Source organism: Nonomuraea ferruginea (assembly GCF_039540635.1).
Lineage (GTDB): Bacteria > Actinomycetota > Actinomycetes > Streptosporangiales > Streptosporangiaceae > Nonomuraea > Nonomuraea ferruginea.
Genome location: NZ_BAABFD010000005.1, coordinates 381,425 through 397,499, shown reverse-complemented (window position 1 = coordinate 397,499; position 16,075 = coordinate 381,425). Strand labels below are relative to the sequence as shown.

16 protein-coding genes are annotated in these 16,075 nt (G+C 74.2%); 9 read left to right on the top strand and 7 right to left on the bottom strand.

The window, feature by feature from the left end; all coding sequences use genetic code 11:
• The first annotated feature begins 104 nt into the window (after positions 1–104).
• Positions 105–3,092 (top strand): CHAT domain-containing protein, encoded by a 2,988-nt coding sequence (locus ABD999_RS12825; protein WP_345482701.1) that lies wholly within the window; start codon positions 105–107, stop codon positions 3,090–3,092.
• A gap of 26 nt (positions 3,093–3,118) precedes the next feature.
• On the opposite strand, the gene ABD999_RS12820 is transcribed toward ABD999_RS12825, so the two are convergent.
• Together ABD999_RS12820 and ABD999_RS12815 are read right to left on the bottom strand one after the other, a co-directional pair.
• Positions 3,119–3,559 carry a hypothetical protein gene (locus ABD999_RS12820; RefSeq protein ID WP_271280354.1) on the bottom strand — a complete coding sequence of 147 codons (441 nt, stop codon included), beginning with the start codon at positions 3,557–3,559 and terminating at the stop codon, positions 3,119–3,121.
• Between the two features lie 72 nt (positions 3,560–3,631).
• Entirely contained in the window at positions 3,632–4,585 is a 954-nt protein-coding gene (locus ABD999_RS12815; protein ID WP_271280355.1) for a helix-turn-helix transcriptional regulator, read from the bottom strand.
• 44 nt (positions 4,586–4,629) lie between these two features.
• On the opposite strand from ABD999_RS12815, the gene ABD999_RS12810 reads away from it, so the two are divergent.
• Positions 4,630–5,769, top strand: coding sequence for an epoxide hydrolase family protein (locus ABD999_RS12810; RefSeq protein ID WP_271280356.1), 1,140 nt, complete (start codon positions 4,630–4,632; stop codon positions 5,767–5,769).
• A gap of 1 nt (position 5,770) precedes the next feature.
• On the opposite strand, the gene ABD999_RS12805 is transcribed toward ABD999_RS12810, so the two are convergent.
• Positions 5,771–6,289 (bottom strand): GNAT family N-acetyltransferase, encoded by a 519-nt coding sequence (locus ABD999_RS12805; RefSeq protein ID WP_271280357.1) that lies wholly within the window; start codon positions 6,287–6,289, stop codon positions 5,771–5,773.
• 73 nt (positions 6,290–6,362) lie between these two features.
• Positions 6,363–7,130, bottom strand: coding sequence for a sirohydrochlorin chelatase (locus tag ABD999_RS12800; RefSeq protein WP_148030703.1), 768 nt, complete (start codon positions 7,128–7,130; stop codon positions 6,363–6,365).
• Between the two features lie 200 nt (positions 7,131–7,330).
• Between ABD999_RS12800 and ABD999_RS12795 the strand changes: the two genes are divergently transcribed.
• Positions 7,331–7,651, top strand: coding sequence for a hypothetical protein (locus ABD999_RS12795; RefSeq protein ID WP_271280358.1), 321 nt, complete (start codon positions 7,331–7,333; stop codon positions 7,649–7,651).
• On the top strand, positions 7,534–8,625 hold the full coding sequence (locus ABD999_RS12790) for an MFS transporter (protein ID WP_271280359.1): 1,092 nt from the start codon (positions 7,534–7,536) through the stop codon (positions 8,623–8,625). Before ABD999_RS12795 ends, ABD999_RS12790 begins: the two co-directional genes overlap by 118 nt.
• On the opposite strand, the gene ABD999_RS12785 is transcribed toward ABD999_RS12790, so the two are convergent.
• Positions 8,622–9,554 (bottom strand): SPFH domain-containing protein, encoded by a 933-nt coding sequence (locus ABD999_RS12785; protein ID WP_148030705.1) that lies wholly within the window; start codon positions 9,552–9,554, stop codon positions 8,622–8,624. The genes ABD999_RS12790 and ABD999_RS12785 overlap by 4 nt on opposite strands.
• Before the next feature lie 75 nt (positions 9,555–9,629).
• The gene (locus ABD999_RS12780) at positions 9,630–10,931 is read right to left on the bottom strand and encodes an MFS transporter (protein ID WP_271279269.1); all 1,302 of its coding nucleotides are present in this window, start codon (positions 10,929–10,931) and stop codon (positions 9,630–9,632) included.
• Between the two features lie 91 nt (positions 10,932–11,022).
• Between ABD999_RS12780 and ABD999_RS12775 the strand changes: the two genes are divergently transcribed.
• The 5 genes from ABD999_RS12775 to ABD999_RS12755 are packed head-to-tail and all read left to right on the top strand — an operon-like array spanning position 11,023 to position 14,608.
• The gene (locus ABD999_RS12775) at positions 11,023–11,703 is read left to right on the top strand and encodes a GntR family transcriptional regulator (protein ID WP_315970604.1); all 681 of its coding nucleotides are present in this window, start codon (positions 11,023–11,025) and stop codon (positions 11,701–11,703) included.
• Positions 11,704–11,714: 11 nt separating this feature from the next.
• A complete protein-coding gene (locus tag ABD999_RS12770; RefSeq protein ID WP_219548285.1) occupies positions 11,715–12,083 on the top strand; it encodes a DUF2203 domain-containing protein in 369 nt (122 codons plus the stop codon).
• 46 nt (positions 12,084–12,129) lie between these two features.
• The gene (locus ABD999_RS12765) at positions 12,130–13,119 is read left to right on the top strand and encodes a WD40 repeat domain-containing protein (protein ID WP_271279270.1); all 990 of its coding nucleotides are present in this window, start codon (positions 12,130–12,132) and stop codon (positions 13,117–13,119) included.
• A gap of 1 nt (position 13,120) precedes the next feature.
• Entirely contained in the window at positions 13,121–14,056 is a 936-nt protein-coding gene (locus ABD999_RS12760) for a WD40 repeat domain-containing protein (RefSeq protein WP_271279271.1), read from the top strand.
• Positions 14,057–14,074: 18 nt separating this feature from the next.
• On the top strand, positions 14,075–14,608 hold the full coding sequence (locus ABD999_RS12755; protein ID WP_271279272.1) for a CGNR zinc finger domain-containing protein: 534 nt from the start codon (positions 14,075–14,077) through the stop codon (positions 14,606–14,608).
• Positions 14,609–14,684: 76 nt separating this feature from the next.
• On the opposite strand, the gene ABD999_RS12750 is transcribed toward ABD999_RS12755, so the two are convergent.
• Positions 14,685–16,070, bottom strand: a complete 1,386-nt coding sequence (locus tag ABD999_RS12750) for an MFS transporter (RefSeq protein WP_271279273.1) — start codon at positions 16,068–16,070, stop codon at positions 14,685–14,687.
• Between the last annotated feature and the right edge of the window lie 5 nt (positions 16,071–16,075).

Below are 16,075 nucleotides of genomic sequence, written 5' to 3'. Positions count from 1 at the left end.
GTCTGCCGGTGGGGCCCGGAGGTGGGCCGGTCGCCGGGGTGGGCGGGCTGGGGGAGCGGGGGGAGGGTGGCTGGGGGGCTGCTCGTGCGGGGGGATCGGCGGCTGTGGTGGAGCATCTGGGGCTGGCCGCCGACGGCTTCCGCGCGACCGGGCACGCTGGTCTGGCCGCGCTCACCTCGTTGCGTCTCGGCTTCGCGCTGGAGGAGCGGGGCGACCTGCGCCGGGCGAGGAAGGCGCTGGAAGAGGGGCTCAGTGGCGCGGTGACCGGGCCTACGGGGGACGCACCGTACGAGGTGATCCCGGTCGGGGGAGCGGAACCGGCCGTGCTGGTGCGGCTGGCCGAGCTGCAGTTCGCGGCTGGGGAGGTCGCGCGGGGGCGGGCGGCGCTGGCGCAGGCGCTGGCCGCGGTGCGGCGCGGCGGCGCGGACCGGGAGCTGGCCGAACGGCTGGCCGAGCGCGTACGCATCGAGGAGGCCGAGGCGGCAGGCGATCTGTCCGGGGCGCTCGCGCTGGCACGGCAGGCGGCCGGCGCCGCCGCCGACCCGCGCCGCCGCTCCGGGCTGCTGGCCAAGCTGTGCGCGCTGGCGCTGGAGGCGGACGACCCGGAGGCCGCGTACGAGTACGCGAAGCATGGGTGCGACCTGCGTGACGGCCTGCTGAGCGAGCACCTGCGCGGGCGTGGCGCCGCCGCGCTCGCGCTGGGGCGCACGGCCGAGGCGATCGGTCACCTGGCGGAGTCCGTCCGGCTGGCGCGCGAGTCCGGGCAGGCGATGCCGGTGCGGCTGGTGGCCGCGCTCGGGGCGCTCGGCGCGGCGCTGGCGGAGGACCGGCGCTGGTCGCACGCCGGGGCGGTGCTCGCCGAGGCGCTCGCGCTCGCCGCCGGCCCCGCCTGGCGCGGCATGCGGGCGTCTCTGCTCGCGGTACGGGCGAGAACGCGCTTTCGCCAGGGAGACGTGGACGAGGCCGCAACTCTCTACCAGGAGGCGCTGGCGCTCGGGGAGGCCGTCGGCGACGACGCGACCGTGGCCACCGTGTGCGGGGAACTGGCCCCCGTGCACGCGGCCAGAGGAGAACGCGACGGCGCGGCACGGCTCGCCGAACGGGCCCTGGACATCGACCGGGCGCGCGGACGGCAGCGGGCCGTCGTGCGCGACCTGATCGCACTGGGTCGGCTGGGCGACGTAGACCGCCTGGCCGAGGCGCTGTCGCTGGCGCAGCGGATCGGCTTCGGCGAGGGCCAGGCCGTGGCGCTGGCCGAACTCGGCGCTCTGGACCTGCGCGCCGGCCGGTTCAGCGCCGCCCGTGCCCGCGCCTCGGCAGCCATCGACCTCCTAGAGTCCGGCACCCAGCCAACAACGGGGAACGTTCAGCGGCCGACGCCGTTCAGCGGCGGCACCCAGCGACCGACTGCCGCCGCCGGCGGACAGCCGCCGGACCTTGGTGTCGGCGGCGCGCAGTGGGCGGATCCTGATGTCGGCGGCGCCCAGCGGGCGGAGCTGTTCGGCGGCCTACACCAGCGGGAACCGGCCGGAGATGAGCCGCAGGGCTCCGGGCCGGTGGTCGAGGGCGCGCGGCGGTCGGATGGTGAGGTACAGCGGCTGGCCGTTGAGGGCGCGGGGCGGTCGGATGGTGAGGTGCAGGGGTCGGCCGTCGAGGGCGCGGGGCGGCCGGACTGGGCTGGAGGCGAGCAGAGGTCGGTTGTTGAGGTCACGCGGCAGCCGGATGGTGAGGTGCAGAATCCGCCCGTCGAGGGCGCGGGGCGGTCGGACGTGGTTGCAGCTGAGCCCCAAGGGCCGGTTGCTGTGGGTGAGGGCCGTCTGAGTGGGCCGGGGGCGGCTGTGGGTGGGGGGTTGTGGTCGGACGGGGACGATGGCGGGGGGCGCGTGCCGGGGCTCGGCGGGGCGCATCGGGCGGAGCTGGCCGCCGCGTATGCGACCAGGGCGGCGGCGGGCGAGGAGCTGGGTGAGCTGGCGGCCGCACTGGCGGACGCCGAGCGGGCCGGTGAGCTGGACGACACGGGTTCGGCGGCGGCCGAGCGGCTCCGTTCCAGGGCGGTGGGGCTGGCCGTCCGTCTGGGGCGCGGGGCCAGGGCCTGGGCGCATGCGGAACGGGCCAAGGAGACGCTGCTCGGGCTGGAGGAGAACGTCGCGCGGGCCATCGGCGTCGACCCGGGCCGGCTCCTGGACCTGCTGCCGGAAGGAAGCGGCGTCGTCGCGTTCCACACCGGCGAGGCGCTCGTCAGCGTGGTGGCGCACCGCGCGGGATGGGCGAGGCCGCGCGCGTTCGCCACCTCGGCAGGGCCGGAGCTGCTGGCCGAGTTCGCCGCGACGGCGAGGGCCGGCGACGGCGGGCGGAGGCGGGCCGAGCTGTGGCGGGTGGTCGCCGACCTGCTGCTCGGCGAGGCGATCGAGGCGCTCGGCGACGATCTCGACGTGCTGTATCTGCTGCCGCACGGCGACCTGCACGGGCTGCCGCTGCACGCGCTCGCCCCGGGCGGGCGGCTGCTGCTCGACCGCTACGCCGTGGCATACGCGCCGTCGGCGGCCGCGCTGGCCCGGCAGGCGCTGCGCCGAGCCGGTCACGGCGGCCGGACGCTGGTGGCGGGCCAGGGCGAGGACGCGGCCGCCGTCGCCGCGGTGCTGGGCAGCCCGCCGGTCACCGCGGCCGCCCGCGATCTGGAAGGCGTCTGGGACACCGTGCACCTGGCCTGCCCGGCCTGCTACGACGGCGCCGACCCGTACGGCTCGGGGATCCGCCTTCCCGGCGGGCTGCTGAACGCCCGCGCGCTCATGGACCTGCGGATCGAGGCCCGGCTCGTCGCCGTGAGCGGCTGCGGGCCGACACCCGGCGGCGCGGGCGTGACAGCGCTCGGGCACGCCCTGCTGCGCGCGGGCGCCGCCGCCGCGCTGCTGCCGCAGTGGCCGGCGCACCCCGAGGTGGCGCGGGAGCTGCTGCCGTCCTTCCACGCCCGGCTGGCCGCCGCGGGCCCGGGCAGGGCGCTCAGGGCGGCGATGCTGGAGTCACGCGAGCTGTACGGGTCGTCGCGCCCGGACCTGTGGGCCCCCTACACCCTGATAGGACTGGCCGCCTGAAGGGCCACGACAAGCAGGCCGGGCCGTCAGAGGTAAGGCCGCGCTACCGTCACCAGCTCGGCCGGGGCGTCGCGGGTGCCGATGTGGAGCGCCGTGTCGGGGGTGCGCTCGCGGACGTCGCGGTCGCGGATGGCGAACACGGCGGGCGGCGCGCCGGCGTCGCCGTAGCGGACCGAGACGGCCGCGCCGATCGCCGTGCGCAGGTCGGCCACCACCTCACGGACCGGATGCGCGTCCCCCGAGACCGCCAGGTGGCCCAGCATCCCGGCGAAGCGCGACTCGGTCTCGGCGGCGGGCCGCTGCCCGGGCAGCACCGGGCGGTCGAGCCAGAACACCTTGCCCGACAGGAAGGCGTCGTAGCCGAGCGTCCGCGCCGCGCCGGCGACCAGCTCGCCGAACTCCGCCAGCTCGGCCCGGGGCGGCAGGTCGGTGGTGACGAACAGGGGCACGATCAGCGAGTCGAGCATGGGCCATCCCTCCGTGAGGAGCCTCATGGTAGGGCCCGCCACCGACAATTCCCCGCGCCGACACCCGGCGTCTCAGCCGCCCGCCGCGTCGGCCAGCCTGCGCGCCAGCACCCGCAGGTGCGCCGCCAGCTCGGGCGGCTCGCGCACCTCGAAGGCCATCCCCAGTGACACCAGCCAGAACGCCAGCTCGTCCAGCGAGTTGGAGCCGCTGGTCAGCAGGCAACCGCCCCCGTCGAGCGGCTCCACGGCGGCCACCGACGGCGGCATGCGCGCCACGACCGCCTCCGCCGGCGCGTGCACGATGACCTGGCACCGGTAACGGTACGGCGCGCTGGAGATCCTGTGTGAGGTGTAGGCCGCCAGGTCGTCGGCAGGCGGCTCCCGAGGCGTGAACCGCGGCCCGTTCGGCGTGCGCAGCCGCAGCCGGTCGACCCGGAACACCCGCCAGTCGTCCCGCCCGGGGTCGAACGCCACCAGATACCAGCGCCGTCCTGACACCACCAGCCGGTGCGGCTCCACCAGCCGCTCCGTGACCGTCCCGTCCCCGGCCCGGTAGTCGAAGCGCAGGCCCTCGTGGTCGCGGCAGGCGGCCGCGATGGCCGACAGCGTGCCCGCCTCGACCGCGGGCGCGCCGCCGGTCAGCGGCACGGTCATCGACTGCAGCGCGTTCACCCGGTGGCGCAGCCGCGACGGCAGCACCCGCTCCAGCTTGGCCAGCGCCCGCACCGAGGTCTCCTCGATGCCCGCCACGCCGCCCTGCGCGGCCGTGCGCAGCCCGACGGCCACCGCCACCGCCTCCTCGTCGTCGAGCAGCAGCGGCGGCAGGTCGCTGCCCGCGCCGAGCCGGTAACCGGGCACCCCGGCCGACGCGTGCACCTGGTAGCCCAGCTCCCGCAGCCGCTCCACGTCGCGGCGCACCGTACGGGCCGAGACGCCGAGCCGCCCGGCCAGCTCCGCGCCGGGCCAGTCGCGCCGCGTCTGCAGCAGGGACAGCAGTTTCAGCAGTCGAGCCGAGGTCTCCAGCACACCTAGGACCGTACCTGTCCTAACCGGCTTCTAGCGTGGGCGTCATGGACAACGACATCAGGCCCTTCCGCATCGACGTCCCGCAGGCCGACCTGGACGACCTGCGCGAGCGCCTCGCCCGTACCCGCTGGCCCGACGAGCTGGACGGCGCCGGCTGGTCGTACGGGGTGCCTGTCCCGTACGCGCGAGCACTCGCCGAGTACTGGCGCACCGGCTACGACTGGCGCGCGCACGAGGCGGCGCTCAACGCGTTCCCGCAGTTCACCACCGAGATCAACGGGCAGAACGTGCACTTCCTGCACGTGCGCTCACCCGAGCGGGACGCGCTGCCCCTGCTGGTCACGCACGGCTGGCCGGGGTCGGTGGCCGAGTTCATGAAGGTCGTCGGCCCGCTCACCGACCCCCGCGCGCACGGCGGCGACCCGGCCGACGCGTTCCACGTCGTCGCCCCGTCCCTCCCCGGCTTCGGCTTCTCCGGGCCCACCCGCGAGCGCGGCTGGGACATGGCCAGGGTCGCGGCGGCGTGGAAGGAACTGATGCGCCGGCTCGGCTACGGGCGGTACGGCGCGCACGGCGGCGACACCGGCGCCGTCATCTCCCCGATGGTCGGCAGGCTCGACCCGGAACGGGTCGTCGGGGTGCACGTCAACGGCGGGCTCGGGTTCCCGAGCGGGGATCCGGCCGAGCTGGAGGGCCTGACCGAGGCCGAGCGGGCCCGTCTGGCCGTCTACGGCGACCAGGACGGCTCCGGCTACGCGATGATCCAGTCCACCCGGCCGCAGACGCTCGCGTACGGCCTGCACGACTCCCCGGCAGGGCAGCTCGCCTGGATCGCCGAGAAGTTCAAGGAGTGGACCGACCCGGCCCGCGAGCTGCCCGAGGACGCGGTGGACCGCGACCAGCTCCTCACCAACATCAGCATTTACTGGCTCACCGGGACCGCGGGCTCCTCGGCCCGGCTGTACAAGGAGAGCGCCGCGTCCTGGGGCCGCGGGCAGGAGCCGTCGGCGCTCCCGCACGGGGTGGCCGTCTTCCCCGGCGACCCCGGGGTCCGCCGCGTCGCCGAACGCGAGCACAAGATCGTGCACTGGTCGGAGTTCGACCGCGGCGGGCACTTCGCCGCGATGGAGGCGCCCGGCCTGCTGGTGGGGGACGTCCGGGCGTTCTTCGGGCTGGTCCGCTGAGTCAGCGGCCGCGCCACTCGTCCTCGATCGCGGCGTGGATCACCGAGTCGCGCCAGCCGTCGGGGGCGGCCACGTGGTGACGCAGGCGACCCTCCTCGACCATGCCCGCCGTCAGCATGGCCAGCTGGGCGGGCAGGTTGGCGGGGGCCCGCGCGCCCCAGATGCGGTGCAGGCCGAGCTGCTTGAAGCCGAAGGTCAGCAGCAGCCGCACCAGGTCGGTGCCCATGCCCCGGCCCCAGTGGTCGGGGCGCAGGCCGAGGCCGATCTCGGCGCAGTGCGGGCGTTCGGCGTCGATGTGCAGCCGGGCCACGCCGATCACGCTCCGGTCGTGGGCGTCGAGCACGGCCAGCGCGTACAGGCGACGCGGCTTCTCGGCGGCGGCCGCCACCGCCTCCCGCACGACCTCGGCCACCTGCCCGACCGTGCGGGGCGGGAACGGCATGTGCTGGGTGGCCGCCGGATCTCCGTAGATCGCGTGCAGTGGCGCGGCATCCGACTCGGTGACCTCACGAAGCCACAAACGCTCACCTTTGCACACGACCTCGCACATGGGCCGACGGTAACGCTACTTGAGTGATCTCTACAAGCCCTTGTCAAGTGGCCAGTTGACTGCCGTAAGCGCGGGCGACAAGTTCGGCGATCATGCTGTGCGCGCCGATCGGCTCCGCGTGGCCGGCGCCGATCGCCTCCGCCGCGCGTCGCCCCAGGTCAGCCGGGGCCTCGTGGCCGATCACACACGGCGAGAGCGCCAGCCGCTGGGCGCCGGCCGCGCGCAGCCGGTCCGCGGCCACGGCGACTCCGGGCTCGCTGTCAAGCGAGGCGGCCACCACCGGGAGCGTCAGGCGGGAGGCCAGCAGCACCGCGGTCGCCTGTGCCGCGTGCACGGCCTGCTCGCCGCCGGTCGTGCCGAGGATGACCGCGTCGACGGGGCTGTGGACGTTGAGCAGGCGCACCCGGTCGGCCCTGGCCAGGCCGCGTTCGGCCAGCTTGATGTGGAGCGCCTCGGCCAGCAGCGGGTGCGGGCCGAGCGCGCCCGTCACGACGGCGCCCGAGCCGCTGTCGGCGACGGCCCGGCCGATCTGGCCGAGGACGGCCGGATCGTCCCAGGTGAGCAGGGGCACCACGATCGCGTCCCGGCCCTCCGGCAGCGCCGGGGCCAGCTCGTCCACGGTGGTGAGCCGTACCTCGATCTGGGGGTTGTCGACGCGCACCACGGCGGCGATGTCCGCCGCCACGCCGGTGGCGCTGCCGGGCGCGGCGAGCACGAGTACGGGCGCGTCCGGCGGGAGGGACGTGGGGACCGGCCGCCGGTGCCGGCCGCCGCCCGGGCGGGGGGAACGTTCACGTACAGGGAGGCTCACAGGCGCGCAGTTTATGCGTAAACGGTCGATCAGGTTCTGGGAATCGGCGGCGATTGCGTTACAACGTGCGAAATGGTGACCGAGATCACATCGTGACGCTCGTGAGCGTTGACTTGCGCGCGTTCACCAGCAAACTGTGGATCTACTAGAAACGCGTTCTAGAGCGACCCTTTGTCCCGCTCGTGCCCCGGAGGTTGGGGATGAAGCCGTTCTACGTCCGCGAGCTCAGCGTCTATCCCGTCGGCGCCCGCCGCGTCCGCCTGCTCGCCATCGCGGTGCTCGCCAGCCTGGTGGCCAACTTCGAGACCACGATCGCCACCATCCTGCCGCTGCTGATGACCGACCTCGGCATGTCACTGGAGGAGTACGGGCTCATCGCGGCGCTCTCGGTGCTGGTGGGGGGGTGTCCGCCGGGTTCGGCGGCATCCTGTCGGACCGGTGGGGACGGGTCGCCATCCTGGTGCCCACGCTCACCGTCACCGCCGCCTGCAACTTCCTGCTCGCCACCGTCGGCTCGGTGAGCGGGCTGCTCGCGGTCCGCTGCCTGATGCTGTTCATCGAGGGCGCGGGCATCACCATCACCGCCTCGCTGGTGCGCGACTTCTCGCCCCGGATGGGACGGGCGCAGGCGTTCGCGTTCTGGACCTGGGGCCCGGTCGGCGCCTCGTTCCTGGCCTCCGCGCTGGCGAGCCTGACGCTGCCGCTGTTCGGCAACGCCTGGCAGTCGCAGGCCATCCTCATGGGCGTCGTCTCGCTCACCCTCTGCGCGATCATCATCTGGCAGATCGCCGAGCCGTCCGCCGCGCTGCGGGCCCAGGTCATGGACGCCGAGGCGGAGGTGAGCGCCGCGGAGAAGATCGACCCGGGCAAGCTGAGAGAGCTGTTCCGGCACCCGCACCTGTGGGCGCACGTGCTCGGCAACACCGGCTGGCAGGTGCTCTACTGGACCTTCGCCATCTTCGGCCAGACGATCCTGGTCACCGCGTTCGGCATGGCCGCGGCGGCCGCCAACGGCGTGGTCGCGCTCGGCATCGTGCTCAACGCGCTGGCCGTCATCGCGGTCGGCCGGATCTCCGACCGGCTGCGGCTGCGCAAGCCGTTCACCGCCGCCGGGACCGTGCTGACCATCGCCGCGCTGGCCTACTTCATCGGCCTGGTCGGCGCCGGCGCCTCGGCCACCCACGTGGTGGTCGTGTACGCGCTGCTGTTCCTGGCCCTGGGCATCGCGTACGTGCCGTGGATGGCCAACTTCTCCGAGAACGCCGAGGACGTGGACGCCCGCCTGCAGGGCTCCGCGCTCGGGCTGTGGGGGATGGTCGTCCGCGTCATGATCGTGGCGATGCTGGTGGTCTCGCCGCAGGTCGTCGCCGCGGCCGGCTGGGAGACGTGGCTGATGGTCGGGCTGGGCGGCCAGGTGCTGTTCCTGCTGACCCTGGCCGCCTTCAAGGGCCCGTGGCTCACCCGTGCCCCTGTTCCGGGCGAGCCCCGGGCCTAGCGGGTGGGCACGACGACCGCGTCCTGGTTCCCCGGGGCGTAGACGGTGATGCCCTGGGGGAGTGACTTCAGCTTGTCGATCTCGGCGCAGGCGGGGCACTTGTCGTAGCCGTCCTGCCTGGCCTGGTTGGCCCTGGCCTCCGCCTCGGCCTGCGCGACTCTCGCCTGCGCCTCGGAGACGGCGGCGCCGGCCGCCAGCGAGCGGTCCACCGACTTCTGCACCTCGGCCGGGAGCGTGATCCGCGACAGTGAGAAGGTCATGCCGGTGAAGAACGCGCCGCCGAGCGTGCGCGGCAGGTCGCGGGCGAGCGCGGCGTTCACCCCGTCCTGCACCGCCCTGATGTTCGTGTTGCTGTCGCGCGGCTTCAGCGCCGAGCTCTCCAGCAGCGCGCACGACGGCACCAGCTCGGCGCAGCGCCGGGCGCCCACCTCGGTGCGCAGCGCGTTGTCGATCACCGGCCGGACCGCCTGGCCGAAGAACGCGGTCCACCCCTCGTCGCCCTCCCACGCGTACAGGAAGGAGTCGTCCTGGCCGCGGAAGGTACGGGTGCCGTACTTGTCGTCGAAGGTCTTCAGCGTCGCCGGGTCCAGGTTGAGCGTGAAGTACAGGGTGCCCTCGACGCCCAGGTTCACGCCGTCGCCGCTGGGCACCGTCACCACGTCGACGCCCAGCGTGGTGGCGCGCCTGGCGTCCGCGGTGATCGTGTAGAAGCGCTGCTGTGCCGGGTACGGGTGCACCGACGACCACAGGCCGGCCCAGGTCAGGCCGGAGCCGGGCGGGATGACCGCGCGCACCTGGTTGTCGTCGAACCAGCCGCCGTCGCGGACCACGGCCACCTCGCCGGCGTCGGTCCTCTCCAGGCCCCCGACGAGTCCGACGAGCGTCGGCACGCAGATCAGCGCGGCGATCACGAGCAGGGCGGTTCGCATGGTCGTCCTTCCCTCCGCGGGCGGCGGTGGCAGCCGCCGCCCGCGGCTCTCGCGGCAACTCCAGGAGGGGCGGTCTCAGGTGCGCTGCGGCATCGGCTCGGCGGCCAGGTCCAGGTCCCGCGTCTCCGGCGCGATGGCCAGGCCCAGGGCGGTGATCGCCAGCGCGATCACCACGTACACCGACACCGCGAGCGTGGTGCCGAACGTGTCGACGAGCTTGATCGCGATGACCGGGGCGAGCGCGCCGCCCGCGATGCCGGCCACCTGGTAGCCCATCGAGGCCCCGCTGTAGCGCAGCCGGGTGCTGAACAGCTCGGCGATGAACGCCGCCTGCGGCCCGTACATCGCCGCGTGGGTGACGAGCGCGACCACGGCGGCCACGATGATCAGGAACGTGGACCGGGTCTCCAGCAGCGGGAAGAACGCGAACACCCAGACCGCGGCGCCCACGACGCCGGCGAAGTACACGGGGCGCCTCCCGTACCGGTCCGAGAGCGAGCCGAACAGCGGGATCAGCCCGAGCTGCAGCGCCGAGGCGATCAGCACCGCGTTCAGCCCCACCTGCCGGTCCAGCCCCAGCGGGCCGGTCAGGTAGACCAGGATGTACGCGGTGAAGGTGTAGAAGGCGACGTCCACGCCGATCCGGGCGGTGAAGGCCGACAGCAGCGCGCGCGGGTGCGTGCGCAGCACCTCCAGCAGTGGCATCCGCGCCTTGGCGCCCTTCTGCTCGACCTCGGCGAACAGCGGCGACTCGGTGATCTTCAGGCGCACCCACAGGCCGACGAGGACCAGCAGCCCCGACAGCAGGAACGGCACCCGCCAGCCCCATGACATGAACGCGGCGTCGGGGAGCGTGAACGACAGGATCGCGAGCAGGCCGGTGGCCAGCACGTATCCCGCCGGGACGCCGACCTGGGGCCAGCTCGCGTTGAATCCGCGGCGGCGCGGGTCGCCGTGCTCCAGCGACATGATCACGGCGCCGCCCCACTCGCCGCCGAGCCCGAGCCCCTGCACGAACCGGAGCGTGGCGAGCAAGACAGGAGCCAGCACGCCCAGCGTGTCGTATCCGGGCAGCACGCCGATGAGGAACGTCGAGACGCCCATCACGAGCAGCGTCACGACCAGGACCGTCTTGCGCCCGGTGCGGTCGCCGAAGTGGCCGAACACGATCCCGCCCAGCGGCCGGGCGACGAACGCCACCGCGTTCGTGGTCAGGGCCAGCAGGGTCGCGTTCAGCGGGTCGAAGGTAGGGAAGAACAGCTTGCCGAAGACCAGCGTGGCGGCGGTCGTGTACAGGAAGAAGTCGTACCACTCCAGCGATGTGCCGATCAGGCTGGCGAGGATCACCCGCCGGGATTGGGGGGTGGAGCCGGACATCGATCGCTCCTTCGTTCAGAGGGTCACCGTTTCAACGTAAGGATCGTTGAACGATTCGACAAGAGGTTTGTTCGATGATTTCCTGTTGCCTGTGGACGACGCAGTAGCCGGCCTCGCACAAGACCGATCCCGCCTCGGGCGCAGCAGCACCGCCGAGCGGGTCGCCGACATCCTGCGCGACCGGATCATCGAAGGCCTCTTCATGCCCGGCCAGCGCCTGTCGGAGGAGTCGATCTGCGAGGCCCTCGGCGTCTCGCGCAACACGCTGCGCGAGGCGTTCCGGCTGCTCAGCCACGAACGGCTGCTCGACCACCGGCTCAACAGGGGCGTGTTCGTCCGCGTGCTGTCGGCCGAGGACGTCTCCGACCTCTACCGCGTGCGCCGGGTGCTCGAAGGCGCGGCCGTCCGCCGCCCCCCGACGCCGCAGGCGCTGGCGCAGATCAGCGAGGCGATGACCGACGCCGAGCGGGCCGCCGAGGCCGGCGACTGGCGGGCCGTCGGCACCGCCAACATCCGTTACCACCAGGCCCTCGTCACCCTCAACCAGAGCCCCAGGCTCGACGAGGCGATGCGCCAGCTCCTGGCCGAGCTGCGCCTGGTCTTCCACGTGATGGAGAACCCGCGCGACTTCCACGAGCCGTTCCTCGACCGCAACCGCGAGCTGCTCAAGCTCATCGAGGCCGGCGAGCCCGACCGCGCCGCCGCCTATCTCGACGGCTATCTCGACCACGCCGAGCAGCTCCTGCTCCGCGCCTACGAGCCGAACCGCTAACGTTCCCGGCTATGGACAGGCTCTTCTCCGTCGCCGAGGCGCGCTCGCTGATGCCGCGGATCCTCGCCGAGGCCCGCGAGCTCATCGCCGCCCGCGCCGACCTCGCCGAGATCACCTACGACCGCGACACCGGCGGCGTCTCCCCGCTCGGCGGGCTGCCCGAGATCAAGGGCATCGAGGCGGGCATGCAGGAGATCCTGTCCCGCTGGGCCGGCCTGGGCCTGGAGGTGAAGGGCATCGCGCCCGTGCTGCTCGACTTCCCCGCCGTGCTCGACGGCGCGTCCGTACGGCTGTGCTGGATCGAGGGCGAGCCGGAGCTGGGCTGGTACCACCGCTCGGAGCTCGGTTTCCCCGGCCGCCGGCCGTTGCCCCGAACGTGACGCATCCGTGATCCGCGGGTACGGCCCGCCGGTTGTCCAAGTGAGCATGAGAATCTGCTCGGCGACCGCCGCCCTCCTGGCGTCCGCGGTCCTCGGCGGGGTCGCCTGGGCGCCCGCCGCGCACGCCAGGCCCGCTCAGGTGGGCCTGGCGTGGATCCCCACCTGTACGGAGAGATCCGGCATCACGGTCCCGTGTCCCACCTGGCGGCTGCTCGCCCCCGGCGGCGGCGTGACCACCAGCTCCGCCGTCGCCGGGGTCAGCGTCGACCGGCGCGGCAGGAGCACCGGCGAGGCCGCCCCGCTCGCCGTCAGCGCCGACGGCCGGTCCGTCGCCCACCAGCGGTCCGGCGACCACCGCCTGGTCGTGTGGCACCTGCCCAGCGGCCGCCGCACCGCGCTGCCCAGGTCGCTGCTGCCCAAGGGCGCCGGCACCGACCTGGTCTCGCTCACCCTGTCGCCCGCCGGCGACCGGGTGCTGGTCGACTACCTCGACCAGGCCGAGCGGGTGCCCACCAAGCTCTACACCCTCGCCACCCGCCGGACCGCCGAGCTGCGCGGGGGAGACACCCCGATCGGCTTCAGCCCCGGCGGCGACCGGGTGCTCACCGAGCGCGTCACCGCCGACAACACCACCGCGCTCGTCGTGCACGAGCCCGACGGCACCTCCGTCAGGCGCACGCCGCCGCAGGTCGTGGCCAACGCGCCGGTCAAGGCGCTGGCCCGCGACGGGCGGACCGTCGCGGTCGTCGTCTCCGGCCACCCCGAACGCGGCAAACCGCCCAGGCTGCGCCTGTACGACCTGGCGACCGGCAAGCTGACCGAGGGCGTGGACCTCGCGCTCGCCCCCGGCGACACCCCGTTCACCGCCCGGTGGGGCGAGGGCGGCAAGCTCACGGTCGCCGTGCCCGGGAGAGGGAAGGGCGGCACGGCGGTGGTCCGGGTGCTCACCGCCGACCCCGCGACCGGCGCCGTCAAGCAGACCGAGCGCTACACGACCGGCAAGGACCCCTACTTCTACACCGTCGCGGGAGAGTGACATGAAGGTCATCCTGCTGGCCGCCGCCTTGCTGGCCGTGTCCCTGACCGCGCCCGCCCAGGCCGGGCCGCACCACGACGCCGTCCGCTACGCCTCCATCAAGGGCTGCGACAGGGGCGACGACGGCCGGCTGCCCTGCGGCCCGTGGCGGCTGGTCATGCACAGCGGCGAGCAGCGCGTCCTGGCCGACGCGCAGACCGTCGCGCTCAAGGCCGACGGCAAGCCCTACAAGTACCTCCCCGCGCCCGTCGCGGTCAGCGGCGACGGCACGAAGGTCGCGTACTTCGCGAAGAACTCCCGCCGCCTCGCCGTCCGCACCCTCGGCGGCGGCGTCACCCTGCTGCCGGCCGGCGCGGTGCCCCGGGTGCCGCAGTACGAGGTCGGGCTCGTCCTGTCCGACGACGGCGGCCGGCTCGCCGTCACGATCGGCACCGGCCAGGTGCGGATCTTCGACACCTCCGACGGCGCCCGCCTCGGCACGCTCCCGCGCGGCGAGACCCTGGTGGACTTCAGCGGCGACGGCGGCGAGGTCCTCACCACCGTCGACGCCGACGAGTCCGTGACAGACGTCGTGGTCCGCGCCGACACCGGCGAGCTCGTCTCCCGCGCCACCCCGCCGCAGCTCGTCTCCGCCAACATGCCGCTCGCCCTGGCCGCCGACGGGCGCACCGCCGCCGCGTTCGTCGCCGGCAAGTCCCAGCTCGTGCTGTACGACGTCGAGACCGACCAGGTGCTCGGCCGGGTCCCGGTCAAGCTGCCCAAGGGCGACCTCAACGCCATCGACTGGACCGGCGACCGGCAGGTCACGCTCCACCTCACCACCCAGGCCGGCCGGATGAACGTCGTCCAGATCGACACCGAGACCGGCGCGGTCAGGCTCAGGGACCGCTACACGGTGCTGAAGGACTCGCTCGTGGTCGCCGCCTGCGGCGGCTGACCCTCTACGCTCGGGAACGTGGAGGATCACTCGACCAAGGCGATCGCGGCCAGGGCCGTCGACCTGTGCACGGTCCTGCTGTACGAGGACGCGACGGCGGAGTCGGTGGCCCGGGTGCTGCGCGCCCACGGGGAGCGGGGGCCGCTCGACCTCACCGGGGCCGACGTGCGGGCGATGCGGGAGGCGGCCGGGCGGCTCGTCGAGGTCCTAGCCGCGCCCGGCCCCGGCGCGGCGGCGGCCCTGCTCAACGGCCTCCTGGCGACCGCCGCCGGGCCGCCCCGCCTGACCAGCCACGACGGCACGACCGGCTGGCACGTGCACGTCGACAGCCACGACGACGCGCCCTGGGGCGAATGGTTCCAGGCGTCCTCGGCGATGGCCTTCGCCGTCCTCCTGGCCGACCACCAGCGCGTCCCCGGCGGCCTGTGCGCGTCGGCGACCTGCCGCCGCCCCTTCCTGCACGCGGGCGGCGGCAGCCCCCGCCGCTACTGCACACCACGCTGCGCCACCCGCGAACGCGTAGCCGCCTACCGCTCCACCCGCCCAGCCTGATCACCTTGCCTGCACCCAGCCCGATCGCCCGGCCTTATCGCCCCTTGCCTGCATCCGCTCATGTCGCCCGGCCTGATCACCCCGCCTGTGCCTCTTCGCCCGCGGCTTCGTCAGGACCGTACGGCGTAGGTCCTTCCAGGGCCGACCGGGGGAGCGAGAGCAGACCGTACGCCGCCACGGCCAGAAGCTGGACGCCCGCCCCCGCGAGCAGCGCGGCTCCCGGGGACAAGGCCACCAGCGGCCCCGCCAGCGCCGAACCCGCCGCGAACGAGGTGATCTTCAAGCTGGCCCCGGTCGTGAACACCTGGCCGCGCACCCGTTCAGGCGCCTCCCGATGCCGCACCGCGAACAGCGCCGTAAGCTGCGGCCCCTCACCCACGCCCACCACCACAGCGGCCAAGACCGCCACCGCGAACGACCCCGCCACCGCCGCCACCAGCGTCCCCACCCCGATCAACAGGGTGGACACGACCATCACCGTGTCCCACCCCATCCCCGCCCGCGCGACCCCGGCACTGCCTTGCCGTCCCGCCCGGAGAGGCCGCCACCGTAACCTCGCCCGCGCGTCCACGGCACCGGCTTGTCGTCCCGCCCGGAGAGGCCGCCACCGCACCCCCGCCCTCGCGACGCCAGCTTGCCGTCCCGTGCGGAGAGATTGCCATCGCACCCCGACCCGTGCGATCACGGCGTTGGCCGCGAGGGCCGCTCCCGCCGTCACCGCCAGCAGGAGCGCCCCGTACCCGGCGTCGCCCGCGAGCCGCAGCCCCAGCAGCGGCGCGGCCACGATCAGCATGGCCAGACCCGCCATCGACACCATGGACGTCACGGTCGCCCGCCGCAGCGCCCGGTTCCCCGCGATGGCGCGGAACCCGGCCGCGAGCTCCTCCCGGACCGCCCCTGGCTTCCCGAGCCTCTCCTCCCGCGCCGGCAGCACCCGGGCCGCGGGCATGGCCGCCACCAGCAGCACCACGCCGGCCACGACGGCCGCCTCTCCTCCGGTGGCGGTCGCGATCACCCCCACCAGCGCAGGCCCGGCCAGCGCGGCCACGTTGTAGCTCATCGCGTCCAGCGCGTTCGCCCGCGGCAGCCGCCCGGCCCCGACGACCGACGGCAGCTGCGCCGTCCACCCGCCGTTCAGCGAAGGCCCCAGCAACCCCGTCAGCACCGCCACCCCGATCAGCGCCGCGTCCGGCAGCCGCCCCAGCCCGGCCAGCACCACGAGCAGCCCCGCGCCGTAACCCACCAGGCACCACCCGAGCACCCGCCCCGGCCTGCGGGTACGGTCGAGCATCACGCCCAGCAGCGGCCCCCCGGCCGCCGCCGACACGGTCAGCCCCGCCAGCAGCGACGACGCCAGCACCGGCGACCCCGTGACAGCCAGCCCGGCGACCAGCAGCGCGGGCCCGGACATCTCGTCGCCGGTACGGGAGGCGAGGGCGCCGAGCATGTAACGTGTCAACACCCCGA